Annotated in this window: 21 protein-coding genes and 1 tRNA gene; 6 read left to right on the top strand and 16 right to left on the bottom strand. The window is 50.7% G+C overall.

Going from position 1 to position 24,066, the window contains the following annotated elements; all coding sequences use genetic code 11:
• Nucleotides 1-74: 74 nt before the first annotated feature.
• Together AC3Y23_RS17705 and AC3Y23_RS17700 are read right to left on the bottom strand one after the other, a co-directional pair.
• Nucleotides 75-1,733, bottom strand: a complete 1,659-nt coding sequence (locus tag AC3Y23_RS17705; protein WP_379201318.1) for an AraC family transcriptional regulator — start codon at nucleotides 1,731-1,733, stop codon at nucleotides 75-77.
• A 79-nt stretch (nucleotides 1,734-1,812) separates the two neighbouring features.
• On the bottom strand, nucleotides 1,813-2,625 hold the full coding sequence (locus AC3Y23_RS17700; RefSeq protein WP_379201316.1) for a helix-turn-helix domain-containing protein: 813 nt from the start codon (nucleotides 2,623-2,625) through the stop codon (nucleotides 1,813-1,815).
• A 122-nt stretch (nucleotides 2,626-2,747) separates the two neighbouring features.
• On the opposite strand from AC3Y23_RS17700, the gene AC3Y23_RS17695 reads away from it, so the two are divergent.
• Nucleotides 2,748-3,962: an MFS transporter gene (locus tag AC3Y23_RS17695; RefSeq protein WP_379201313.1), complete on the top strand. Its 1,215-nt coding sequence runs from the start codon at nucleotides 2,748-2,750 to the stop codon at nucleotides 3,960-3,962.
• Nucleotides 3,963-4,069: 107 nt separating this feature from the next.
• Here AC3Y23_RS17695 and AC3Y23_RS17690 read toward each other — a convergent pair whose 3' ends face one another.
• From AC3Y23_RS17690 to AC3Y23_RS17680, 3 genes are all read right to left on the bottom strand, one after another.
• On the bottom strand, nucleotides 4,070-5,071 hold the full coding sequence (locus tag AC3Y23_RS17690; protein WP_379201311.1) for an ABC transporter substrate-binding protein: 1,002 nt from the start codon (nucleotides 5,069-5,071) through the stop codon (nucleotides 4,070-4,072).
• 195 nt (nucleotides 5,072-5,266) lie between these two features.
• Nucleotides 5,267-6,877, bottom strand: a complete 1,611-nt coding sequence (locus AC3Y23_RS17685; RefSeq protein WP_379201309.1) for an AraC family transcriptional regulator — start codon at nucleotides 6,875-6,877, stop codon at nucleotides 5,267-5,269.
• 101 nt (nucleotides 6,878-6,978) lie between these two features.
• Nucleotides 6,979-7,062: transfer RNA gene (locus AC3Y23_RS17680), tRNA-Leu, on the bottom strand.
• Nucleotides 7,063-7,244: 182 nt separating this feature from the next.
• Here AC3Y23_RS17680 and AC3Y23_RS17675 point away from each other — a divergent pair.
• Nucleotides 7,245-7,691: a YhjD family protein gene (locus AC3Y23_RS17675; protein ID WP_379201307.1), complete on the top strand. Its 447-nt coding sequence runs from the start codon at nucleotides 7,245-7,247 to the stop codon at nucleotides 7,689-7,691.
• 98 nt (nucleotides 7,692-7,789) lie between these two features.
• Here AC3Y23_RS17675 and AC3Y23_RS17670 read toward each other — a convergent pair whose 3' ends face one another.
• From AC3Y23_RS17670 to AC3Y23_RS17660, 3 genes are all read right to left on the bottom strand, one after another.
• Entirely contained in the window at nucleotides 7,790-8,008 is a 219-nt protein-coding gene (locus tag AC3Y23_RS17670) for a hypothetical protein (protein WP_379201305.1), read from the bottom strand.
• Between the two features lie 134 nt (nucleotides 8,009-8,142).
• A complete protein-coding gene (locus tag AC3Y23_RS17665; RefSeq protein ID WP_379201303.1) occupies nucleotides 8,143-8,460 on the bottom strand; it encodes a hypothetical protein in 318 nt (105 codons plus the stop codon).
• Between the two features lie 104 nt (nucleotides 8,461-8,564).
• Entirely contained in the window at nucleotides 8,565-9,137 is a 573-nt protein-coding gene (locus AC3Y23_RS17660; RefSeq protein ID WP_379201301.1) for a xanthine phosphoribosyltransferase, read from the bottom strand.
• Between the two features lie 241 nt (nucleotides 9,138-9,378).
• Here AC3Y23_RS17660 and AC3Y23_RS17655 point away from each other — a divergent pair, with 241 nt between their 5' ends.
• On the top strand, nucleotides 9,379-10,497 hold the full coding sequence (locus AC3Y23_RS17655; RefSeq protein ID WP_379201299.1) for a YkvI family membrane protein: 1,119 nt from the start codon (nucleotides 9,379-9,381) through the stop codon (nucleotides 10,495-10,497).
• Here AC3Y23_RS17655 and AC3Y23_RS17650 read toward each other — a convergent pair.
• The 3 genes from AC3Y23_RS17650 to AC3Y23_RS17640 are packed head-to-tail and all read right to left on the bottom strand — an operon-like array spanning nucleotide 10,484 to nucleotide 16,222.
• A complete protein-coding gene (locus AC3Y23_RS17650; protein ID WP_379201297.1) occupies nucleotides 10,484-13,771 on the bottom strand; it encodes an AAA family ATPase in 3,288 nt (1,095 codons plus the stop codon). The two genes, AC3Y23_RS17655 and AC3Y23_RS17650, sit on opposite strands and share 14 nt — an antisense overlap.
• Nucleotides 13,722-15,080, bottom strand: coding sequence for a metallophosphoesterase family protein (locus tag AC3Y23_RS17645; protein WP_379201295.1), 1,359 nt, complete (start codon nucleotides 15,078-15,080; stop codon nucleotides 13,722-13,724). Before AC3Y23_RS17645 ends, AC3Y23_RS17650 begins: the two co-directional genes overlap by 50 nt.
• A gap of 5 nt (nucleotides 15,081-15,085) precedes the next feature.
• The gene (locus AC3Y23_RS17640; RefSeq protein ID WP_379201293.1) at nucleotides 15,086-16,222 is read right to left on the bottom strand and encodes a glycosyltransferase family 4 protein; all 1,137 of its coding nucleotides are present in this window, start codon (nucleotides 16,220-16,222) and stop codon (nucleotides 15,086-15,088) included.
• A gap of 175 nt (nucleotides 16,223-16,397) precedes the next feature.
• On the opposite strand from AC3Y23_RS17640, the gene AC3Y23_RS17635 reads away from it, so the two are divergent.
• Both AC3Y23_RS17635 and AC3Y23_RS17630 read left to right on the top strand, forming a co-directional pair.
• On the top strand, nucleotides 16,398-17,786 hold the full coding sequence (locus AC3Y23_RS17635; RefSeq protein ID WP_379201291.1) for an RsmB/NOP family class I SAM-dependent RNA methyltransferase: 1,389 nt from the start codon (nucleotides 16,398-16,400) through the stop codon (nucleotides 17,784-17,786).
• A gap of 132 nt (nucleotides 17,787-17,918) precedes the next feature.
• The gene (locus AC3Y23_RS17630; RefSeq protein ID WP_379201288.1) at nucleotides 17,919-18,011 is read left to right on the top strand and encodes a YjcZ family sporulation protein; all 93 of its coding nucleotides are present in this window, start codon (nucleotides 17,919-17,921) and stop codon (nucleotides 18,009-18,011) included.
• Nucleotides 18,012-18,432: 421 nt separating this feature from the next.
• Here the strand turns inward: AC3Y23_RS17630 and AC3Y23_RS17625 are convergent, their stop codons facing one another.
• Nucleotides 18,433-19,023, bottom strand: a complete 591-nt coding sequence (locus tag AC3Y23_RS17625) for a class I SAM-dependent methyltransferase (RefSeq protein ID WP_379201286.1) — start codon at nucleotides 19,021-19,023, stop codon at nucleotides 18,433-18,435.
• Between the two features lie 492 nt (nucleotides 19,024-19,515).
• On the bottom strand, nucleotides 19,516-20,316 hold the full coding sequence (locus AC3Y23_RS17620; protein WP_379201284.1) for a Cof-type HAD-IIB family hydrolase: 801 nt from the start codon (nucleotides 20,314-20,316) through the stop codon (nucleotides 19,516-19,518).
• A 439-nt stretch (nucleotides 20,317-20,755) separates the two neighbouring features.
• On the opposite strand from AC3Y23_RS17620, the gene AC3Y23_RS17615 reads away from it, so the two are divergent.
• Nucleotides 20,756-20,965 (top strand): hypothetical protein, encoded by a 210-nt coding sequence (locus tag AC3Y23_RS17615; RefSeq protein WP_379201282.1) that lies wholly within the window; start codon nucleotides 20,756-20,758, stop codon nucleotides 20,963-20,965.
• A 197-nt stretch (nucleotides 20,966-21,162) separates the two neighbouring features.
• Here AC3Y23_RS17615 and AC3Y23_RS17610 read toward each other — a convergent pair whose 3' ends face one another.
• The 3 genes from AC3Y23_RS17610 to AC3Y23_RS17600 all read right to left on the bottom strand — a co-directional run bounded on the left by AC3Y23_RS17610 (nucleotide 21,163) and on the right by AC3Y23_RS17600 (nucleotide 23,721).
• A complete protein-coding gene (locus tag AC3Y23_RS17610; protein ID WP_379201280.1) occupies nucleotides 21,163-21,315 on the bottom strand; it encodes a hypothetical protein in 153 nt (50 codons plus the stop codon).
• 128 nt (nucleotides 21,316-21,443) lie between these two features.
• Nucleotides 21,444-22,205, bottom strand: coding sequence for a pseudouridine synthase (locus AC3Y23_RS17605; protein ID WP_379201278.1), 762 nt, complete (start codon nucleotides 22,203-22,205; stop codon nucleotides 21,444-21,446).
• Nucleotide 22,206: 1 nt separating this feature from the next.
• Entirely contained in the window at nucleotides 22,207-23,721 is a 1,515-nt protein-coding gene (locus tag AC3Y23_RS17600) for an RsmB/NOP family class I SAM-dependent RNA methyltransferase (protein WP_379201276.1), read from the bottom strand.
• Nucleotides 23,722-24,066: the final 345 nt, after the last annotated feature.

Below are 24,066 nucleotides of genomic sequence, written 5' to 3'. Positions count from 1 at the left end.
TTTCATTTTCATAACCTATTATAGTAAGCCTGATTTCGCTAAACCATGGCTTATTGTTGGGAAAGAAGCTTGGACTATTGAATGCCGGTAAATAATGCCACCGCACGTTGCAGCTGTAGTCGAATAGAAACAGGGTTATAGGGAATCCAATCATCGATGTCCAGATGATGCACTTTATCGTTCCGAACAGCCGCAAGCCCCTTCCAGTAAGAGGACTGAAGAATAGCATCGGCATGGGCGAAAGAACCTTTCGGGTCTGGAAATACAAAAACAAGCAGACGATCACCCGCATAATCAGCAAGCTCCGCCAGCTCGATAGGAATGGAATGAAATTGATTACCGAGCCGTTCTATCTCCTGTCCGATTTTTGCCGGAGGCTTCAACCCAAGCGAATGATACATCACATATCCTACATTTCGAACACCATAAACCTGCATCTGCTCCGGACGTAGAATCAGAATTGTGATCGTTTCCTTGGCGACCGCGCTTTCCTGTACCCGCAGACGAGCTTCCTGTTCCTCTTCCCCAAACTTCACCAGCCACTCTTCTGCTCTTTCACTCCGCTGGATAGCCTGCGCAATAAGGCGGAAATGCTCCTTCCAGCCAAGCTCCATCCAAGATATTTCTATAACCGGCGCTACCGCCCGTATATGCCCAAGATTCAAGCCAAAACTGTGCAAATGCTGTTGTGCCGCGATAATCAATTCAGATTTTGTCTCTAGTAACACCGAATTGAGCTGCTCGGGAGAAGTATCTGCACTGATAAATCTCATGTTTTGCGGTTTCTCCAGTTCGGCGATATTCAAATATTCACCATTCTCGGCAATCGTCACTACTGGTTCCAGTCCAAGCAGCAACAGATGACTGGCATAAGGGGCCAGCATTACAGCAACGCGAGGCGAAGAGGACCGGCGGTTATAGGCAGAAGGCGCTGCACCGGTCTGGCGCTTGAAACGACGACTCAGATAAAATTCATCTTTATACCCTACCTTCTGGGCAATCTCTCGAAGGGTACCCGAACCACTGATTAACAGCTCAATCGCCCGATGCACGCGCAAGCGTGACAGATATTCCTGGGGGGAAAATCCGGTAAAACGTTTAAATAATATAGAATAATGTGAACTACTGATACCGGCCAATGCCGCCAGCTGTTCTCGCGTTATTTTTTCGTTAAAATGGTTCTCCAGGTAGGCAATACTTCGATCCATGCTCGGCTGCTCACTGACCGCATACTTTGCATCCTCTCGCTCCAGCAGCTCAGCAATAATCTGATGAAATACAATTTGATTCTTCACATGTCTGACTTCATGGATCGGTGAACGGTATAGATAAAGTTCTTCAACTTTGGCCACAATATCAGGTTCACAAAGAAAGAAATGAAGATTCTCCCCACCCAGTACCTCACTTCTTCGTACCATTGAACTTGCTGGCGGAGAGGTTGGTCGCTCCCAGACGCCAATGGAGAGCTTGTATGCGTGAAGTGGTTGAAGGGAATTTGTAACTAATGCCGCATGGACTTGTGCCGGAATCAGCATAATGCTGCCTTCTTGCAGCTCAAATGTCTGATCATCCATCCGCAGTATCCCCTTACCGCCTGCGATAGCAATTAGCACTGTAAAGTCCTCATGAATCTTATGCATGGGCTGATTAGAAGTACCATACAATGAAAGAATTTGGGTAGCAGTATATAAAGGAAAGTGAGACTCCGCCCACTCCGAATCAACGTTGTTCAAAACAAAGCCTCCATTACCATCATGATGAGGGGCTGCTCCCATAAGCCAATTTCATGACTTATAGAACAGCCCCAACATACTAGTTTAAGAACAGTTGCTGTCTGTATTGCTCAGGCGACATGCCCATAAATTTCTGGAAGGCACGGTAAAGCTGACTTGGACTCGCAAAACCAACATCCAGACTGATGTCGGTCACGGTATGTCTTGTGGAGTGAAGCCGCTGCTTGGCCTCGTCGATCCGGATTTTCAGCATGTACTGGTACGGAGAACGTCCAATCTGTGCCTTGAAGGAACGGATAAAATGATATCGGCTCATCCCTGCGATTCCGGCAAGCTCCTCTATTGATACTGGCTTCATATAGCAATCGCGCATATACTCCAGCACCCGAACCAAATGCGGGTCCTCACAATCCGGAAGCCCCTTCTGCACTCGAGCATTGGGATTCTTCTGGTGATTCCCCCGCAGAATTCGGGACAAATAGTTCATGACCTCAAGTTCCGTCTCCTCGACGAACCCTGCCTCTGTCCCGTCACTCGAACATAACGCCACACTCCATTTACGGTGCTGCCGCAACAGCTCATCCCCATTCACCCGCTGCTGCATAACAGGCTCCCACGGGCCGTCCAGTTCCCAAATCTCCATGAAATCCTTCAACTGGATAACAACCACACCTTCCCCGTCCTTAATCTCAAAGGCATGACTGTCATTAGGGGACTTGATTAACGCCTCCCCTCTCTCCAGCTGGAAGGAATTATTCTCCAAGTCGAAAGCGCAGGAACCGTACACAGGCACAGTGATCTGGTACATATTATTATGGCGATGCTTTTCGTTAATAAAACTATTCTCAATTCTCCACAGCTCCAGCCGTGGAGTTGTCATGTGTATCTGCATGGTCACTCACCCGAGTTCAGTATAGCAAAAAATGCTCAAAAGAAAAGCATCAATCGCGACGACAGATCATCCGACAGTGCGCTAAGCTACCGAATAAGACAAAAAAGCAAAGGATGATTGTTATGAAAACTGTCTCAAGCCCTGCCCTGGCAGCGGCCCGGTCGTACTCTCTGTACGCCTTGATCGGCGTCACGGTGGCCCATCTGCTGAATGACGCGATGCAGTCCGCTGTTCCCGCTGTTTTCCCGCTGCTGCGGCAAACCCTTAACCTGAGCTTCGCCCAAGTCGGCTGGATTGCCTTCATGCTTAACGTGACTGCCTGCGTGCTGCAGCCGTTCATCGGAAATCTGACAGACAAACGTCCTATGCCATTGCTGTTGCCCGGCGGAATGCTATTCTCATTGATCGGTATTATTGGTATGGCCTATTCGTCCCATTTTGTCGGACTACTAATTTCAGCCATGCTGCTGGGTATCGGCTCCTCTGTGCTCCATCCGGAATCCTCACGTGTTGCTCATCTGGCTGCTGGCAAAAGCCACGGGATGGCCCAATCCGTCTTTCAGGTGGGCGGTAATACCGGCCAGGCATTGGCTCCACTGGCAGTCGGCTTTCTGGTTATGCCTTACGGAACACGAGGGCTGATTATGTTCGCATTCGCTGCTGTCCTCGGCATCTTCCTGCAATATGCCGTCAGCCGCTGGTATAAGGGGCAGCTTGTAGCTCCGAAGACGGTTCAAACGGCTGCAGCTGCAGTTCAGCATCCCCGCGGCTTCGTTGCACTAGCGATCAGCTTGCTGATTGTACTGCTCTTCTCCAAGTTCGTATATATCGCCAGCATGACCGGATATTACTCCTTCTATTACATGGACCGCTTTCAACGCCCGTTTGAGGATGCGCAAATTCCATTGTTCGCCCTACAATTTGCCGGAATGCTGGGTACCTTGCTCGGCGGACCACTCGCCGACCGGTTCGGACGCAAGAAGATCATCTGGTTCTCTATTGCCGGTACAGCTCCCTTTTCCCTGCTGCTGCCTTATGCAACGCCGTTCTGGTCCATCATTCTCTGCGGTCTGATCGGCGCCATCCTGATGTCCGGCTTCTCGGTCATCATTGTCTATGCACAGGCATTGCTACCTGGTAAAATCGGGACCGTATCTGGATTATTCTTCGGCTTGGCATTCGGACTGGCCGGACTTGGTTCAGTTATTATGGGCTGGCTGATCGACTTGACAGATGTCTCTTTTGTCATTCAGATATGTGCTTTCCTGCCACTGCTGGGACTGCTGGCTATGTTCTTGCCATCTGACAACAAACTGGCAGGGAATGCCCGCGGCTAAGGCTATCTTAATCACCGTACCGGCATGCAATTGGATATGAAAATAGCATCGAGAACCGCTTATAATAAAACGGTTTTCGATGCTATTATTAGTGTAGTTAGGTCTTATTACTTGCTGCCTGTAACCGCAGCTACAACATCATCAATGACGTTGCCTTCCGCAATTGGACCACTGGACATCCAACTTCTCGCCGATACCTTAAATGCATGATTTTGTTTGACAGCCGGTATCTCCTTCCAGAGACTCATTTTCTCAATCTCTGTTGTGGCCGCAGCAGCTTTCTCAAATTCTTCTTTCGGGCTAATAGAGCCACCATACATGGCAAACACATAGTCTGCGGTTATGGAAGGCAACTTCTCAAGCGAGGTAGTAATCCCCCAATCATCAGTTGAAGCTTTCTTCAATTCTTCAATACTGGCGTCAGGCTTTAACCCAAGCTTCTCGTAGACAAGAGGTGCAAAGCTAGGGAAGAAGACTTGCAGGTCCTTGTCTGACGGACGCATATAGACTACCGTTTTATCAGCTCCAACTGCCGAAATAATGGTTTCCTTGGCTTGCTTGATTTTATCTTCATTGGCCTGAATCACAGCCAGTGCTTTATCCTCGAATCCAGTTATTTTGCCGATCTCGGTGATCGAGGTTTTCCAATCATTTGGCGCATAAGAAACTGTCGGGGCAATTTTGCTAAGCTCATCGTATCCGCTTTGATCGGTAAAATATTGTTGAATGAGAATAAGATCTGGCTGCGCCGCCAGGATCGCTTCCAGGTTAGGCTTCATATCCGCGGTGCCCGACATTGGAACTCCCTGTTGCTTCAACTGATCTTCCAAATAGTAACCGTCGAATCCATAGGCATAAACCATTGGAAGCCCCAATGAAAGCGCGAGATCTTCAAGCCCGATCACAGCGATACGCTTCGGGTGCGCCGGAACTTTGGTCTCCCCATAAGCATGTTTAACCGTTAATGTCTCGGCGGCTTCCGTCTGCGAAGAATTATTTCCCTGTGCTGAACCAGAAGCATCCTTAGTGGCTGCTACCTTCTCATTTGCTCCCGTATTCGTGTTATTCCCACAAGCGCTGACCAATACCGTCAGCAACAATATGATCATTAACCCTGATATGTTCCTAAAGCTTCTTTGGCCACCATGGATACCCCGTCTTGTGCCATTGGCTCTCTCTGTTTGATGCATCGTATTCCCTCCGTCACTGTAATTGAAAATGATATTGATAATCATTATCGACTAGGACATTATACACCACACTACGAACGACGGGAATACGAAAAGATGCTGACTTTTCTTGGCTTAAAGCGCACAAAATAGTTGTTCGAGCTCCTGCAGTAAATCATAATGCCGATTGGCTGTATACTCGAGAATCGGCTCAGCCAGCCAGGCTTGTCCCGAGGTCAGATAAACGTTCCCCTTCCTGACGGCCTTCAGGTTCCTCCAAAGCTCAGATCGCTGAAGACGTTCCCAATTCATTAGCGACTGCCCATCCTTCATTACGTTAACTAATAGCATATCCGCATCGAATGACGCCAGTTGTCCTGCTTCAACCTGTTCAGTAAATTCGATGTGTTCCACACCTCTTGCACAATGGATCTGCAGATCGTCGTACAAAACTGTACCTGCGCGCTTTCCCCAAACCTCAAATCCCCGTGGCAGAATGTTTAGAATAAGCAGACCACCTTGCCTGATTGAAAAAGGAATCTTCCCCCGGATGGCTTCAACTTTCTTATCGTAGCGGGCGAGCCAGCTCTCCGCTTCCTTATCCCGGTCCAGAAACTCTGCAATCCATTGCAAGTGCTCTCTCCAGCTTACGGAATGCCAGGGCAAGAACAATACAGGTGCTATCTGCCGAAGCTTCTCTTTCTCTTCATCAGGAATCATTTCATCCAATGCAATAATCCGATCAGGCTCAGCCCGCCGTAAGGCTTCTCTATTAAATTCGTAGTCATGCCCCAAAGGCACCTTGATGTCAAAGCGGTATTTCTTGCGGTAATCATCACTCCAGGTCTGGTCGATTGGAGCAGCGTATGGAATAATTTGCAAAGTGAGCAGTTGCCCGATATTAGGCCAGCTGTATGCAGCTACTTTGCTGGTTCGATTCGCGATGTAGATCGTTGGGGAGATTCCAACATGCTTTTTAAACTGGCTGCTAAAATATTGCCGGTCCCTGTAACCAACCTCCTCCGCAACTTTTTGCAGGGATTGCCCTTCGTCCAGCAAGCTTTTAGCCTGATTTGTGCGAAGCTCAGTCAGATAATCCATGGCACTTTGACCAAATCGATCTTTGAATGATCGCATGAAATAATACCGGCTCATACCCGCAAGCTCAGACAAATAATCGACCGTAATTCCTTCTCGAAAATGACCATTTATATACATTCGTACTCGATCCAGTGCAGCCTCGTGTTGACCTTGGTTCTTGAACAACAGATGCAAGAGCTCCTGAAATCCCGCCTGACTGACAAAGCGGTCCGCGACATCGTCAGTATGCCAGTGAAAGATTATTTTCTCACAAAGAGACTGTAGCAATGTGTCTGCATTCACGCTTACCCGCGCCAAATCGGGCAGTATCCGTCCCTGCTGAGCACCATATCTCTCGGGAGCAGCTGTTTCTACATGAAACCAATACAGTACTTGATCCCCATCTAAATCGTAAGTAGTTTCCACTCGCTGCCCCGGCATCACGATATAAACGGTATGAGGGAATAGCGAGTATAACATGCCATCGATGACGATATTGCCATGTCGCTTTGCTGCAACAACAAGTACATAAGTAGGAGAAGTTTCGTACAACAGACGGTAAGTCGAACGCTCCGTTTCTCGGAAACAATCATCCAACCTGATCCAGACGCGACTGAGTAGTTCTTTATTGTGCGGCTCTTCCTCGCGTTCTTGAAGCGGAGTCATTTCCACTCCTCCTTATTTTTGTTATATCTGTGTTGTTTCGATTATGCAAAAAGCTCTTGAATTGTCACAAGGACAAATTCAAGAGCTCATTGATTAATTAATGCGGTCGAGAGGACTCGAACCTCCACAGTATTGCTACCACACGGACCTGAACCGTGCGCGTCTGCCAATTCCGCCACGACCGCATATTATGAAGTCCACATTCTCTTGGACACAAGAGATATCTTACCATGCGAATGGGATTATCGTCAACTACTTTTTTATTAATGTTGTCACCCAACATTTTCTGTATAAATATTGCTTTTATTAGCGGGAAAGATGTATAATGAGAACAAAGGTTCGCATACTATAAATGAGGTGATTTATAATGGCGACTACTAAGAGTAACAACTCCAATCTAACCGAAGAAATAACCAAAGATGAACTGTCCCTTGTCAGAAGCTACTTGCTGCTAACATTTATCCATAAAGTATTTGAACGCGATTGCCGGGTCATCGGCAAGAGCGGGCTATTCAAGACACCTCAGCTCTATGTAGAGCTGGTATCCGGTGGGGCCAAGAAGGCCTCAATGATGCTGCAGGAGGTTAATCGTGAGCTGACTTCACGCCATTTGAAGATCAACACCGTCCGCCAGGACCAACGTGGTGTAGAAGCACAATACAATTGCAGAGGGTATATCGGAGAGATGAATATCCTCTGGCCTGGTTTTCGCAGAGAGATGATGCTACGTATGCGTGCCTATCTCGGACTAACTACAGAATCCCCCATTGTTTCCCGAGAAGAAAGTGTGGTGCAGTTAGCATTATCTATATAATCTCATGGAATTCCTCAGTAACCTTCATGGAACTCCCTGGAACACAGAACAGCTCCCCGCCAGAATGATGGTCAGGGAGCTGTTTTGGTTATGCATTTTTATATATTATCGGGATCTCTTCTCGGTTCTTTGGCAGGCTGAATCAAGTAATTCCGATCAAGCTTGACCACATTTCTGTTGGGGCGGCGAATCATCACTTGAGACTCGTCCCACGCCAGTACGATTCCTCTAATATCGTTACTGGCAATGCCGTCGCGTACCACACGTACTTTCTCACCAGAGATACGGTAGGCATTTAGCTCTTCATCACTAATCATGCTCGTTCCCCCTTCTACTATAGCTAATCTGAATTTCTCTCTATAGCTTATCCGAATTCCTGTCATAACAAAGACCCAAATGAGAATTCACCTGGGTCTCTTAATCGCAAATTCGTTATTCCTATGTCTGTTCCTTATATCAGCGCTTCATTCTTCTCAAACCAAAAATCGAGAACTTTAGCGGACATCACACGTTGTTCCAAATACTCTACCTGATTCGCCGTAAACTTCTCTCTCCAGGCGTAAGTCAGTTCTTCACACAAGCTTGTAATGGTCAACAGCTCCGACCAAGCTACATAGCGTTTGTACCAAAAAAACTGAGGATGTTCAATCATATAGGGGTACAGATCGTCAAACTCCGTATGTTTGCAATCCAGTGCACGCTCGAAGTGTTCCTTGGCCTCGGTTAATTTATCAATAAAAAATTGCTCTGTCACCGGTTCTTTCCCCATTGTGACGCCTCCTCTCCTATGTCTAAGCTTTATTATAAAGGAAAAACCATAGGGTGAAAAGAAGATGTTTGGAAAATAGGCTTGTATTTTGTTGCCACTGCCTTCTAGTCTTCGAAGACAACCGTTCCTTCATTTAAGGAACTGATCCGAACTAGGGATTCCAGAGTAATACCCTGTTCACGGATGGTGCGCGCTCCTGCCTGGAAGCACTTCTCCACAACAACTCCAAGTCCGACTAATTCTGCGCCGGAACGTTGAATAATTTTGATTAACCCTCGCGCCGCATCTCCATTGGCGATAATATCATCAATAAACAGAATCTTATCCTCTGGGGAAATAAATTGACGGGAAAGCATAATGTCGGTAACAATTCCCTTGGTAAACGAAGGGACTCTCTCACACAGCGCATCGGGATCGGCCAGCAGTGTTTTTTTGCGACGTGCAAAGACGAGCGGCACATTCATAACCAAGGCGGTGGCAAATGCCACGGCAATTCCGGAGGATTCCACGGTTACTATACGAGTAATTCCGCTATCGCTAAATCTCCGGGCAAACTCCCGTCCCATCTCCATCGTCAACTCCGGATCTACCTGATGATTCAATAGCGCATCCAGCTTAAGCACTTGATCCGAAACGACGATACCTTCCTCCAAAATCCGCTTTTTCAACACTTCCATGACTTTGAACCTCCAATACACTTATATAATCCATATCCTCCAGCGTAATCCATACAAAGGAATCCGTTAGAAGTCATGTCCTTCTGTTCCCCATCATAACCTGTACTATACAGAGTACACAAGGCAATCCTGCAATCCGCTGCACCATCACCGTTCCAAAATAGCCACTACACAAGGCACCTCTGTTGTGATACACCCAGCAAGCACCTAACAGAGGATCCCAAAAACAAGGAGGAAAGCTGTGAAAACCCATCTTCGAACCTTACAGATCGCATTCACTTATATTGGCACTATCGTAGGCGCCGGATTTGCCACCGGGCAAGAAATCCTCCGCTTCTTTACCCGTTACGGCCATTGGGCGCTGATTACGATCCTGTGCTCTGCTATACTGTTTATTTGGCTTGGCACCAAAATGATGCTGTTAGCCCGGCGGATTAGAGCGGATTCCTATGAGGATTTCAATAGGCACCTCTTTGGCGAGCAGACAGGCAGTATTATCAGTCTGTTCACCATGGTGATTCTGATCGGCGTAAACAGTATAATGCTTGCCGGCGCGGGGGCCATTTTTCAGGAACATTTGGGCTTTCATTATCAGGCTGGACTAATTCTCACTATACTAGGATCTTATCTGCTGCTGACACGGGGCATCTCTGGCATTCTCCACATGAACAGTACAGTTGTTCCGCTCATGCTCGCTCTTTCACTGATTATTGTAATTAATACGGTGCATCAGCCGGGCGCTGGACATTTCTTGTTTCTCCAGACGGACGCCAGCACGTTCTCTGCTTGGCTATCCCCACTGCTGTATACGGCTTTCAATCTAGGAATGGCTCAGGCCGTTCTTGTACCACTTGCCCGAGAGACAGATGACGAAAAGGCACTGCTGCGGGGCGGCATCCTAGGCGGGGCTGGAATAGGCCTGTTACTGCTGGCGGCACATTTCGCCATGAGTTCGCAAATGCCAGGGATCATGCAGTATGAAATTCCAATGGGCAGTATTGCTTTTCGGCTTGGGGCCGTGGTTCAAACGATCTATCTGCTGCTAATTTTCCTTGAAATCTTCAGCACATTCGTAGCGGATATTTACGGTGTTACCGCGCAACTAAAGCAGAGACTACCCTTATCCCAAGATCTTATTATCGCTTTGCTCATGTTAACCTGCTACCTCTTTAGCCAGTTCGGATTCAGTTCTCTCTTGTCAGTGTTCTATCCCATTTTCGGCGGTCTAGCACTTGTATGGGGATTCAAGCTGATACGCACCCCCATCTCCCCACCACCAGAAGGGCCGCGGCCCGAATCTGGCAGAGATGAGGCTTCTTTAGCCAAGCTAAAACCGGCTCCCCGAATTACACGGAAATAACGGCAGCTGAAGGAATCAGCTTCCCCACAGCCTCTGCGACATGACGGTGACAGGTCATCATTACGATTTGTCGGGTGGCCGACAGCTCGCCAAGTAAAGAGAGCGCAGCATGCAATCTCTGTTCATCAAAGTTAACAAAGAGGTCGTCGAACAGTAACGGAAGACAGGCTTGACGAGCCATCGTCTCCGCCAGTGCCAGCCGCAATGCCAGATAGAGTTGCTCTGCAGTTCCACGGCTCAGCAGTCCGCTGTCCAGCAGCCCCGCTGTCCGATGCTCCGCTTTGAGCTCTTTATGACCCAGTGTCATTACTACTCTAAGGTACTCTCCTTCAGTCAGCTTGTTGAAATAGACCGAGGCCAGCCGCAGCACCTGCGGCTGTTTCTCCTGCTCGTAGATTCTCCGCGTCCTGCCGATGAGTTCCGCAGTAATTGCGGTCACTGCATACTGCCCTGCAAGGAGACGGAGCGCGGACCGTTGTTCCTCCAATTGCTGGAGGACCGTGTCCTCCATACAACGCTCCTTCAGGTACTCCCTCTCCTGAAGCAGCTTGCCTCGCCGCTGGAGGAGACTACTGCGCTCTTCCTCTGCCGCAGCAGCCTGCTCTTCTACAGCTGACCGTTCCTGCTCGAGCGCAGAAGCATCCAGCGTATCCAGCAGGGTAAGCAATCCCTTTGTCCCTTCCTGGCTCCAGCCGCCGAACATGGCCAGTTCCCATTGGCGAATGTTCCCTTCTAGCTCCCCCCGGCGCTGAACAGCCGCCGAGCGGCGTAGAAATTCCTCGCTGTCCGCAGCGCCCCCTTGCTCTAAAAGATTTTGGCGGCGTTGATTCAGCCGTTCCAAGTGCAAGCGAGCCTCTTCATATTCTCCCTCCGCCGATCGCAGTCTGGAAGTTAGACCTTCCAGACTGAGCAGCTCTGCCTTGAGCCCGTCCCAAGCGAGCTTCCTCGCTTCCAGCCAGCCGGGAATCATGCGAGCCAATTCTTCCCTCTCTCTACTCCCCGATCCTGAGGCTTCGGGCTGAGAAGCAGATGCGGCGACTTCGTCTACCGATGACCCAGCTTCTACCATGAGGGCCAATACCTCATCCTCGAAAGCTACGCACTCCGCCTCCAGCTGTGCAAGCCGTTGAGAAAGCTTGCTCTCCTGTTGAAGCAGTTCATTCCCCTGCTCCACAGCACTGAAGATCTCCGGCAAACCCTCCGGTGACAGACCCTCAGGCAGTTTGTGGCTTCGTAGCCAAGCATCATAGCGGTTCGCCGTCTCGGTGAAGGCCGCTTCTTCCTGCCGCATCTCGGCGGCGAGCGCCTGCTCCTGCCCGGCAAGGCTCTCCATCTCTGTGCGGCAGGCCTCGCGCTCATCACTAGCGCGATCCACTTTCTGCCGCCAAGAAGTCCAGGCATCCATGAGCCTGCGCAGCTCCCTCATGCCCGCCTCCAGCCCGCCTGCGTCAGGGCTGGCAGGGGGAGGGGAAGACCTGCGCAGCGGTCGTCCCTCTGGGTTGCTCTCCGGCTCCGCCCCGGAGAGCAGCAGCCCCCGCAGCCGCAGCATCTCGGCGGCTGCGTCCTGGCCATCCCCGCCATACCCTGGCGGGGATGCCTTTCGCCGGCCCGCTCCGCGGAGGCCGGCCCACAGGGCTAGATCGGCTGCGGCCAGCAGGCCGAGCGCGATCCAGGCGCTGACCGGCGGTGCTCCGGTCAGCCACAGCGCCGCAGGCAGCAGCGCGGTGAGCGCTGCGCCGGCGAGCAGCAGGCGCCGGTAGAGCGAAGCCATGCGGGTACGCATGGCTTCATGACTCCCCGCGCCATCTTGCAGCCCGTGCAGCTTCGCCTCGCGCCAGCGCTCCGCGGCCTGCTGCAGCTCATCCCAGAGCTGCAGCACCTCCCGCGCGCTGGCCGGGCGCAGCGCGGCGAAGACTTCGGCGCCTGCCGCTTGCTCGCGCGCCAGGGCCCGCTCTGCGGCCTGCAGCGATGACGCCGCAGCCGCAAGCCGGGAACGCAGCGCTTGTCGCGCTGCGCCCTGGGCTTCCATGCGGCGATCATAGCTCGCGAACGCCGCAGCGTAGCGCCGCGCCGCCTCCCGGTCTCCCGCCGCACCGGAGAACGTCGCCAGCTCCGCTGTAGTCCAAGCAGGGTCAATGCTTCGCAAAATGCGCTGTACATGCCCCAACAGTCCGCTAATCTCCCCTGCAAGCCGCTGGCGCTCTAACCGGCGGTCCTCATAGATGCTGCGCCGACGATCCAGCCGCTCCAGCGCCGGACCTTGGGACACCAGCACGAGGTCCGGGCGGTTCTGCTCCAGCTCTGCTGTCAGTTCCATTTGCAGCCGCTCGATCCGGGCTGCTGCTGCGGCGGCGCTTCGAAGCTCAGCTTCCAGCTCCTGAAGGCGAGCCGCCCCCTCCTCCGGAAAGGATTGAATTCGCGGTAATCCGGCAAGCTCCAGCCGGGCAGCACTCCATTGCAGCCACACATTGCGAATTTCCAGCGCCTTACGCAGCATGATCAATCTGGCGCCCGTGCTGTCTCGGCGTTCCTCCAGCTTAGCTAACTCAGCTTCCGTTTCCGCCAGTGCAAAGGTATTGTCGTTATAACGCGGGAGATACGAGCGGCTATCCGCCATCTGCTGCTCCAGCTTCTCGATCGATTGCAGAATCTTCGCCGCTTCCTGAACCTTGCCCCGCGGCTTATAAAGCTTCTCAGCCTCCTGCACCAGCCGACGCTCTGCCCGCATAATTTCACCACCGCCGCCCATGCCGGCATGGAACAAATAGCTACTCATCTCATCCGATTGCAGTGCAGCCAGTTCCTGCAGCTCGTCCAGAGATACAGCGAACAGCTGCCTGAACATGCTGCGGGAGACACCGCCAAGCAGATGACGTTCCAGCTCTGCTTGACCGAGCTCTTCGGCCATGCCGTCTGCCCGATTCACTGTAACTTTCAGTTTCTCTCCCCGGCCTTGTCCTTCTCCACCGCCAGCAAAACGGCGGATTTGCCACAGTCCGCCTTCACGGTCCCGCGCCTTCAGCACTCCACCATGGACCCCGCCATGGAGAGGCTCATAACGTTCTGTAGGATGGCTACGTCCGGGAATCCCGTACAGCATCGCACGGATGAACTGGAGGGTCGTGCTTTTCCCAGCTTCGTTCTGTCCATATAGCACTGTAACACCATCGTTCAGTGTCAACTCACGGCCCTGAATCCGTCCGAAGCCGCTGATCTGCAATTGCTCAATCTTCATCATTTTGCCCTCCGTCAGGCTGTTCCCGGAAGTCAGCATTTGCCTCCCCGGTACCTTCCAGTCCGCTCAGCAGCGTAATGCCCAGCTCTGCCGCGCCTCTAAGCCAGTCCAGTTTTTCTTCTTTGCTGACCTGTGACAATAGCCGTCGCAGTTCCCGGTTCTCCATTAATGGCGCAATTGCGCTACTAATCATATCCTCCAGTTCTTCCCCGGAACCTTCATCTTCACCCTTTTCAGCTAGTCGGAGCATTTCCCCCAGAAAGCTATCTTCTTGAAGCAAGCGTGATCGGTCTACTGCAAGCCCCGACTCCACGGCAAATCCTTCCGTCCACACCAGACCGGCATATTCCTTACGCTCTGCCCGGAGTGCTTCACGCCGCTGAAGTTCGCTCAGTAAATCCGCAGCTGCTCCTTTTTCTGACAACAGGCGGTGTACGTTGCCCCTGCCCGTCAGACGGAAGCGAACAACAGTCATCAGATGATGGTGCGTCTCCCGGATATCTTCAATCCTCCGTTCCACCGACTCGATCCACTGTGCTTCATGTTCCAGGCCGTCGATAGACAGCTCTGCGACCTGCCAGCGGACGACATCCAGCTCGTGAAAATGCAGCATCGCTTCTCCATTCTCACTCACATCAACTACATAACAGCCCTTTGGCCCGGTCTCCTTGACACTACGCCCTTGAATGTTGCCTGGATAAACGATATAAGGCTTTTCATATAAAATGCTGCGCTTATGAATATGGCCCAGCGCCCAATAGTCAAAGCCCTGACTAATCAGATCCTTACGGCTGCAAGGAGAATACGTCTCATGCTGGAGATCGCCGTCCACATTCCCATGCAGCAAGGCAATATGAAACAACTCACTGCCCGGCTTCCGGCGAAACGTCATCGCTGTATTTTCAGTAACCTTGGCCGTAGGATAGGATATACCGCTTACAATAGCGACTTCTTGTCCGTCCTTGCGGCGATATGCTGTGGCATATCCTGGCGCGTCTCCTCCGAATACCGTTACATGTCCCGGCAGCTCGGCAGCCAGACGCGGGCCATCCAGCGGATCATGGTTTCCGTGAATCAGAAATACCGGGATTCCCTGCTCTCCTAGCTCTTTTAGTGCTTCCTGGAACCGTAGCTGCCCTTGCAGCGAAGCATCCGACATATCATAGATATCCCCGCTGAGGACGACAAAATCAACATTTTCCTTAATCGCTAAACTGATAAGCCGCCCGAGGGCGGCAAAGGTGGACTCTCGCAAATGAGAGCGGACCGCAGCCGGCAGATGAGCCAGACCGACAAAACGGCTATCCAGATGCAAATCCGCAGCATGCAGAAACCGGAAAGGGATCATAATGCTCAGCCCTTCTTTCCGGGTTGATGCTGCAAATAGGTTTTTTTGAGTTCATTAGCAACTCGGGTGAGAGAATAGAGGCTCTTAGCCTTATCCCAGGCAGAACGTGATAATTCATAGCGGTAGGCCGGATCGGCAATTACTTTCTCCAGAGCGTCCGCCAGTGCGATATCATCGTCCGGGTTGACCAGCAGTCCATTCACACCATCCTCAATCTGTTCCGGGATACCGCCCACATTTGTGCCGACCAGAGCCAGACAGCTTAGCGCAGCTTCCGCAAAGACAGAGCCGAAGGCCTCCGCGCGGGATGGCAGGACAAAGATATCAAAGAAAGGCATAAATTCCTCTGGATGAAGCGTGTACCCATAAAAAATCGTTTCATTGTAGATGCCAAGTTCCTGCGCCAGCTTTTCAAGCTCAAACCGGGAGGGACCATCGCCGATGATATGCAGTACATACTCGTGACCACGTTTCTTCAGCTCCGCACATGCCAGAAATAGCGTATCAATCCCTTTGGCTGGCACCAGACGGGTGACAGTAACTAATTGGGGAATATTATTATCATGCGGTACCGGCTTGAATCGCTTCTCATCGAACCCGTTGGGAATCACCCCGACGCGGGCAGGTTCTTCCAAATACGGCGACAGGTAATCCGCGAAGGAGCGCGATACCGTCATGAGACGTTCACTGACATGCTCCAACTCACGATATATGGACACCAGAAACTGATGCTCCAGCCCGCCCTCGGCAATGATTCCGTTCAGGATCAACTCCCGCTCATAACTGGAGTGCAGGGTCTGGATTAACGGAACATCCGGATAGACCTGCTTCATCGCCAGCCCCGCTATAGGATGATGCGCATGAATGAGATCAAATTTTTTGCTTAGACGAAGCTTGGTCCACCATAAATAATCACGATAGGTTTGGATATATTTTTGCACAATCTGACTTTCGCCATATTGTGTCCAATCGAAGGTTTCGAACACAACTTCCTCATGTCCTTTTCCGCGTATCCGCTTGGGCAGCCAGAACAAGTCCATCTCCCAGCGGCTCGAGCGAAACCTTTCCTGCAGATAAGGAATCATGGAAGATACCCCGCCGGGCTGCTCCGGCGGAAAGAAGAGCGCTTGCAGCAATTTCATAGGTCTATCCCCTTTACTATTGCCCTGATTACGGTGAGACCTGGCAATTGTGATATAGTTATTCATATGTACACTTTCCAGATGAGGACATCATTTCTGGGGAGGTTTAATTATTCATACTTTGATTTTATCGGTATCATCATGAAACAGCAACTGACAAAAAGGAGAATGACGTATGATGGAAGAACGGCTGCCCTCCGCTTTTACCACAATCATGAGAGACATGCTGGGACAAGAGGCGGACGCTTTTCTGAAAAGCTACACAGCACCACGCAGCCAGGGTTTGAGATTCAACCGGCTTAAAAGTGGGACATCCGCGGGCTTAAGCGCCGCAGAGAACACGGTCTCCATGTTTGGACTGGAGCCAGTGCCCTGGTGCCCTGAAGGATTCTATTACGAAGATCCGTCACGTCCGGGCAAACATCCCTACCATGCTGCCGGGCTATATTATATTCAAGAACCATCGGCAATGTCCGCCGCCGAATTGCTGGCTCCACGCCCAGGGGAGACTGTATTGGATCTTGCGGCAGCACCCGGGGGCAAGACTACCCATATCGCTGCCCTGATGCAGGGCCGAGGCCTGCTAGTCTCCAATGAGATTCACCCTGAACGGGCCAAAATTCTGGCCGAAAATGTGGAACGTCTCGGTATTGCACACGCACTCGTCACTAACGCTTCCCCGGAAGAATTAGCACGGCGCTTCCCGAAGACCTTCGACCGGATTATGCTGGATGCTCCCTGCTCCGGCGAAGGCATGTTCCGCAAGGATGCCGGAGCTATTGCGGAGTGGTCGCCAGATCATGTCGAGATGTGTGCCTCCAGACAATGGGATATTCTGCAGGAAGCCTATACTATGCTTAAGCCCGGCGGCTACATAGCTTACTCCACTTGCACTTTTAATCGCAAGGAAAATGAGGACACCATCGAGCACATCCTGGACAGTTACCCCGATATGGAACTGATATCCAGCAAGCGGCTATGGCCGCATTTGGAAAAAGGCGAGGGACATTTCGTGGCACTCCTGCGGAAGCAGGAAGATGATGACGATGCAGCATTAGCAGCGGAGCCTAAGCGTAATAAACGCAACAGCGGAAACAACAAGAGGGGTCCGGGAATCGCAACCTCGGTCAAAGCAGCCTTGGAGCAGTTTAAGACTTGGGCGGAGTCAGAACTGCCCGGATTTAATGTTCAGGGCGTTCCCCTGCTCTTCGGTGAATCACTATATCTATTACCCGAATCCTTCAATGACGTAATGCATCCAGGACTGCTTGATGGATTGAGAATCCCCCGAGCTGGACTGCATGTTGCCCACATGAAGAAAAACCGGATCGAGCCGGCCCATGCACTAGCCATGTCTCTGCAGCAAGGACAGGCTGCACGTAGTTATAACTTGACTGCGGACGGGCCAGAGACCAATGCCTGGCTACGTGGTGAAAGCTTGTCTGTCCCTGCTGGACTACACGGTTGGACACTGGTTACAGTAGACGGCCTCCCGGTCAGCTGGGGCAAAGCCAGCTCAGGACAGCTTAAGAACCATTTTCCCAAAGGTCTCCGCAGCCTGTAGCCTATCTTGACAAGCAATGGGCTTGTGACCAGTTCATGAAGTCCCCCTCGGCATATGATGTCATTATCCCAAACACACCGACTTATAGCATCGGTATTGGGAAGAAGATCAGACCTAAGGGAGGAATCATTAGTGGGTGCAGGTTACGGCGGTTTCACTTCGACAACAGCGATTTTGGTCCTTTTCATCCTGCTTGTTATCATTTCCCGTTCGTTTTTCATCTAAGATTTACTGACAAAAAGCATATACATGACAAGCAGCTGTGCTGTCCAATTGAGGACGGTGCGGCTGTTTTAATGTTTAGTGCGATCTACACAGACCTCAGATAATTTTGTTCTACAATGACCTGGCCGTAGCTTATTTTGTTCCCACTTAGACCCTACCTTAGATTATTCTGTTCCTGCATGGACCCTACCTTAGATTATTCTGTTCCTATCTAGACCCTACCTTAGATTATTCTGTTCCTACTTAGACCCTACCTTAGATTATTCTGTTCCTACTTAGACCCTACCTTAGATTATTCTGTTCCTACTTATAGACCTGACCTTAGATTATTTTGTTCCTACCTACTCCTGACTTTAGATTGTTTTGTTCCTACCCAGACCTGCCTTTAGATTGTTTTGTTCCCATATGGACTGACCTTAGATTATTTTGTCCCTACATAACATCGCCAGCTGCGGTTCTTTTGGATCCTCACTGTTTTGAACCCGACCTGCCGGAATAACTGCTCTATTTCTTCATTTTGAGTAAATGAATGCATATGGTAATTGATTTTGTAAATTTCAGAGACTATGATAAAGGTTCCCTTGGGCCTCAGCACCCTGAAGACCTCTTGTACATCATTTATCAGATCTGGCCAGAAATAATGGGTCTGTACAGCTGTGATCAAATCAAAGGTATCCTCATGAAAAGGTAATGCTGAGACCTGCCCTGTACTGATGCTGACCCTGCCGCTTGCCACAGCCACCCGATTTTTGTATGTTGAAGTTTCTACAGATTGCGGAGAAATATCGACGCCGTAAATCCTGGCAAGTTTATATTTTTTCGCAAATCTATGTATGGTCTGACCTCCACCGCAGCCAATGTCCAGCATAATGGCATCTTCTTTTATCGCAATCCCGTGAAAAGCCCAGGAAATCATCGACGAATGGGCCTTGTTCATAATCTTCAGCATCACATCGCCGACCAACCCTTTCGGGTATTGGGCTTGCCCGATTAGCGCCTCCAAAAGACTCATCCCCTGATCCTCCTCTCTCCTGCCTTCATTTTCACAGTTCCATAATTGCCCAATAATATACACACTAAATTTAATTTTATAAATAATTACTATTCAATGCAATCTTTAAATGGGATCCGAATGTGAATATACCTTAACGATCAGATGGGGACGCTGCTCAGCCAAAGAATTGCGTATTCTTCAAAAAAAGACCTGTGCCATTCCGTTGACCCGCCTGCTTCGTCCCGTTCAACCAAAGAATTGCTTACTCTGCAAAAAAGACCTGTGCCATTCCGTTGATCCGCCTGCTTCGTCCCGTTCAGCCAAAGAATTGCTTACTCTGCAAAAAAGACCTGTGTCATTCCGTTGATCCGCCCGCTTCGTCCCGTTCAGCCAAAGAATTGCTTACTCTGCAAAAAAGACTGTAAACACGCAACGCCTTTAACGGCTGCTCAGTGTCTACAGTCTTTTATACCTAACGCTTTAGTATGTCTCGTCCGTTCCACTCGTCACTTAGGACAAGCAGTATTTTACGAGCGCATCACGTACGCCATGTTCATTATTTGTACCGGTAATGGCATCGGCGGCCGCTTTGACTTCAACCGGTGAATTATCCATCGCCACGCCCAGACCGGCATATGTTAGCATGGAAATATCATTATAATAGTTGCCAATCGACAGAATTTCCTCCCGAGGAACGCCGAGATCCGCAGCTAGGTTTTTCAGCGCGTTGCCTTTGGATGCTTCAGGATTCATAAAATCAATAAAAAATTCCCCGCTGCGCAAAATGTTATATTGCTGTGTCCATGTGCCCCATACCCGTTCTGCTTCATCCAAAATATCCGGCTGCGAGAACACAGTGAACTTTACAATCGGCTCCCGGAAATCTTCCCAAGCCGGTAGCGAGGCTGGTACAATCTGAAAATTCTCATACATATGATTAGCCTCTTTGGACAGGTTCTCCACGTTGTCTACATACATATCAAAAGCCGTATTGATATCAAAATGCATCCCACGCTCGCGGCAATATTCGATATAAGGATCTAACCCGCGCGCGTCTAATCCGTATTGATGCAACACTTCCCGGTTCTCTACTCGTACCGTGGCTGCGCCGTTATGGCCCAGAACATATCCCGACAATCCCATCTCCTGCATAAAAGGAATCGAATTCTGCGGGCTGCGGCCTGTACATAATACAATTTGGCCACCTAGTCGTGTTACCTCAGCAACGGCTTGCATGTTCTCTTCACTTAATTGATGATCATCATTGAGCAGTGTACCATCGACATCCAGCGCAATCAGTTTGTATTTCATACTCCACCATCCTTGTCTGTCTTTGTTTGTTATCTGCTTGGCGAGGCTCATTATTTATGTGCTGGTATGAAACGCTTAGATTACATCTGGGAAGAATCACCTTCGTTAGCGCGTTCTATATCTACATGAGTTCCGTGTGCTAACGTCAGTTGCATGTGTGCCCAGTTACTTCTAAGATGAGCCTCTATCGTTGACGTTTCCTGTGACTACATGAGTCGCTTGAGTCTCATCTGTTACGTCACTACTTCTCGGACGAGCCAGCTTCGTTGATGCTTCCTTTAGCTGCGTACATTGCTGAGTTGCACTTGTTACGTCCGTTGCTTCTCGACGGACCAACTTCGTTGACATTTCCGGGGGCTGCGTACATTGCCTGAGTTACACTTGTTACGTCTGTTGCTTCTCGAACGGGCCAACTTCGTTGGCGCTTTCTATTGCTACATTGCCTAAGTTTGCCCCAGTATTTTGTAAACATTTGGGTGCTAACCGCGGTTCAAATACAATGATCACTGCAGCAACTATAGAAGGTTTTAAAATAGGGGCAATTTTGCACCTTAATTTACAGAATTATCCGATGAGTCAAGGAATAAGAGCATTATTGCACCTTATTTTTCGTGAATATGCCATTTCAGCAGCGAAAGGAAGAATTTAGTGTGCAAAATTGCCTTTAATCACTCTTTCATGGTTGATTCAGTGCAATTAAGGTACCAAATTGCCTTTAATTTCGGTTACTTCCTTCGGCAAAGACAGCTTGGTCATCAAACTACAGCTTAATCACCAAATTATAGCTTGCTCATCGAACTATCACTGAATCATCGAATTACAGCTCGGTCCCAAACTATAGTCCAATCACCAAACTGCTACTAGGTCACCGATCTTAAGCAACAGGCCTCCCGCCGGTCCATATCCGTCTCTACTCTCATCCAACAGACGTAGCTCCTCAGCTGTCAGTTCGTGGCAGGCACCCAGCGGCAGACGTACATCCAGCTTCAGACCGACCATATACGCCTTTAACCTTCTCTCCCCGTATCCAACAGACGTAGCTCCTCAGCTGTCAGTTCGCGGCTGTCAGTTCGCGGCAGGCACCCTGCGACAGACGTACATCCAGCTTTAGACTGACCATTCCGCCCTTAACCTTCTCTACCCTCATCCAACAAACGTAGCTCCTCAGCTGTCAGTTCGCGGAAGGCACCCTGAGGCAGGCTTTCGTCCAGCTTCAGACCGCCCATAGAAACTCGTTTCAGGAAGACTACCTTTTTGCCAACTGCTTGAAACATCCGTTTGACCTGATGGAATTTTCCTTCGGTGATGGTAAGGGAAATCTGCGAGATGACTTTGCTGCCGCGCTCCCGGCTAAGGATCGTCAACTGCGCAGGTAGAGTCACATACCCATCTTCAAGCTCCACACCTGCCGCAAAAGCCGCCACATCGGCAGCATCCACCTCACCCTCGACGGTAGCTTCATAAGTCTTGGGCACATGTTTGCGTGGGGATAACAGTTCGTGGGCGAGCTTGCCGTCGTTTGTGAGCAGAAGCAGCCCTACTGTATCCTTGTCCAGCCGACCGACCGGAAACGGTTCAAAATGCGCGTATTCCGGGTCCAGTAAATCGATTACAGTCCGATCCCGGCGGTCCTCGGTTGCCGAGAGAACACCGGGAGGTTTATTCATCATAAGATATATATGTTCGCGGTACGTAAAACGTTGGCCGCCAATTTCTATGATATCCTGGTTGGGGTCGACATGAATACCGCTGTCCTTGACTACGGTACCGTTCACTGTAATGAGGCCCTGCTTGGCCTGCTTGCGAATCTCGCTGCGTGAACCGGCTCCGATGTGGGACAACACTTTATCCAACCGTTGCTTCTTGCTACTATTGCCTGAAGCTCCCATCTTACGTCCACCTCCATCCAGCGGGATATTCGTTCTTCAGCATGCCATCCTGCCATTTGCCCCATCCGGCGCTGTATCCGTCGATACAGACCAGCACATAACCCTTCAAGGAGCTTCCAGGCTTAACGACAAGCCGTTCCTCAGGGATCGCCAAAGTCTCTCCCTTGAGGTAAGACACTGCCTCACCGCTAGCACTGGACAATGACAGACTGCGGCTGCTTTCTTCAGCCCGCAGTGCAGTTGCCAGTGGATGGCCGGGAATGAACCGGCCATTGCGGACTTGTCCCAGGTACCAACCGGGACGAACAGCCTTAAGCCCGTTCAGCGCCGCCTGAGGAAGCGGCGACAGGTACAAATGGTCACCGAACAGCACCGGGTGACCCTCTGGCTCCGGGCTTAGCTGCTCGCGAGCCCAGTCGCGGTACGCAGACAGCGCGGCCTCTTCAGCAGAGGCCTGACCACCACGTCCACCGTCTCGACCCGGTGGACGCCCGCCCTTGCCGCGCCCGTTCTCTGCACGGCGCACGGATGACTTGCCAGACTCGGCCTTGCCTTTCTTAGGCCGAGCCGCGGCTGACAACGTTACATCGTCAGCCGCACTGATTTCGGCACCCGGCTTTGCGGTGCCGTCATGCCGCAACACGGCCATGAAGTGGCCTTCGCCCTTCACCTTGTGCGGCCACAGCCTTGCCGTACCGGCAAGCTCGCCGAGTCCTGACGCGAACGACCCTGTTCCGCCCACAGGCACAACCGAAAATTCCGAATGCGCCGCTAGGAAGGTCGCGATGCTGCCTTCATTCTCCTCCGGAGAGAAGGTACAAGTAGAGTAGACAAGCGTGCCACCCGGAGCTAGCGCCAGCGCAGCCGAGTTTAGAATCTCCCGCTGCATGTCCGCATATTTGACCGGTGTCTCCGGCTCCCATTGGCGGACCATGTCCTCATCCTTGCGGAACATTCCCTCTCCGGAGCAAGGTGCATCGATCAGGATTTTGTCAAAAAAGCCGGGGAATGCCGCCGCGATCCGGTCTGGGCTCTCGTTCAGTACGATCCCGTTCCGTACGCCATACAGCTCCAGATTTTTAGCGAGTGCCTTTGTCCGCTCAGCATGCAGATCATTACTGATCAAGAGCCCCTCTCCCTGAAGCTTGGCGGCAATCTGGGTGGATTTGCCGCCTGGAGCCGCGCACAGGTCCAGCACACGGTCGCCGGGCTCTACGCCCAGTAGTTCTACAGGAGCCATTGCACTAGGCTCCTGAATGTAATACAAGCCCGCATGATAATACGGATGCTTGCCTGGCCGCGCCCCTTCTTCAGTATAAAATCCCGTAGGACACCACGGGATAGGCTCAAGCCCAAGTGGTGACAGCGCCCGTAGGGCTTCCACCGTTATTTTTAGCGTATTCACCCGGATGCCTCCATAGGGAGTCTCCTTGTAGGTGTCTGCAAATTGCTGATATTCTGTTCCCAGCAGTTCCTTCATCCGCTGGGTGAAAGTGCCGGGCAGTTGTGCCGCCATGATGCCGTCCTCCTGCCTAAATGGGGTAATGAAAGACTCAAGGAACACCCCTGCGGGTGCCCCTTAAGTAGGTGAGTATTCTATATGGAATACATTAAAAACAAAATTAAACACTGGGGCAGAGATCCCCGGGTAGCGTCAGGTGTAGATAAAGGCATTTTTGTACCTTAAATGTGATGCAACAAGAGGGTTAGCAGAGATTAAGAGCATTTTGGTACGTTAATTCTTCCGAAATCATGCCCTGAAGCTAGACCTGTTGATTAGCTAAATTATGAGTTTAAATACATAATTTAGCTAAATAAATTCTCCACTCCGACGACACTGTTTGTAAACTTAATAATCGTG

This window comes from Paenibacillus sp. MAHUQ-45, from assembly GCF_058133325.1.
The sequence above is the reverse complement of the archived record's forward strand: the minus strand, read 5'-3'. Positions and strand labels throughout refer to the sequence as shown.

Bases quoted from the DNA above. Each gene is read 5' to 3' on its own strand.
- AC3Y23_RS17700 (WP_379201316.1), bottom strand. From the start codon at position 2,625: ATGCAGATACACATGACAACTCCACGGCTGGAGCTGTGGAGAATTGAG.
- AC3Y23_RS17695 (WP_379201313.1), top strand. From the start codon at position 2,748: ATGAAAACTGTCTCAAGCCCTGCCCTGGCAGCGGCCCGGTCGTACTCT.
- AC3Y23_RS17690 (WP_379201311.1), bottom strand. From the start codon at position 5,071: ATGATCATATTGTTGCTGACGGTATTGGTCAGCGCTTGTGGGAATAAC.
- AC3Y23_RS17685 (WP_379201309.1), bottom strand. From the start codon at position 6,877: ATGACTCCGCTTCAAGAACGCGAGGAAGAGCCGCACAATAAAGAACTA.
- AC3Y23_RS17675 (WP_379201307.1), top strand. From the start codon at position 7,245: ATGGCGACTACTAAGAGTAACAACTCCAATCTAACCGAAGAAATAACC.
- AC3Y23_RS17670 (WP_379201305.1), bottom strand. From the start codon at position 8,008: ATGATTAGTGATGAAGAGCTAAATGCCTACCGTATCTCTGGTGAGAAA.
- AC3Y23_RS17665 (WP_379201303.1), bottom strand. From the start codon at position 8,460: ATGGGGAAAGAACCGGTGACAGAGCAATTTTTTATTGATAAATTAACC.
- AC3Y23_RS17660 (WP_379201301.1), bottom strand. From the start codon at position 9,137: ATGGAAGTGTTGAAAAAGCGGATTTTGGAGGAAGGTATCGTCGTTTCG.
- AC3Y23_RS17650 (WP_379201297.1), bottom strand. From the start codon at position 13,771: ATGCTGACTTCCGGGAACAGCCTGACGGAGGGCAAAATGATGAAGATT.
- AC3Y23_RS17645 (WP_379201295.1), bottom strand. From the start codon at position 15,080: ATGATCCCTTTCCGGTTTCTGCATGCTGCGGATTTGCATCTGGATAGC.
- AC3Y23_RS17640 (WP_379201293.1), bottom strand. From the start codon at position 16,222: ATGAAATTGCTGCAAGCGCTCTTCTTTCCGCCGGAGCAGCCCGGCGGG.
- AC3Y23_RS17635 (WP_379201291.1), top strand. From the start codon at position 16,398: ATGATGGAAGAACGGCTGCCCTCCGCTTTTACCACAATCATGAGAGAC.
- AC3Y23_RS17625 (WP_379201286.1), bottom strand. From the start codon at position 19,023: ATGAGTCTTTTGGAGGCGCTAATCGGGCAAGCCCAATACCCGAAAGGG.
- AC3Y23_RS17620 (WP_379201284.1), bottom strand. From the start codon at position 20,316: ATGAAATACAAACTGATTGCGCTGGATGTCGATGGTACACTGCTCAAT.
- AC3Y23_RS17610 (WP_379201280.1), bottom strand. From the start codon at position 21,315: ATGGTCGGTCTGAAGCTGGATGTACGTCTGCCGCTGGGTGCCTGCCAC.
- AC3Y23_RS17605 (WP_379201278.1), bottom strand. From the start codon at position 22,205: ATGGGAGCTTCAGGCAATAGTAGCAAGAAGCAACGGTTGGATAAAGTG.
- AC3Y23_RS17600 (WP_379201276.1), bottom strand. From the start codon at position 23,721: ATGGCGGCACAACTGCCCGGCACTTTCACCCAGCGGATGAAGGAACTG.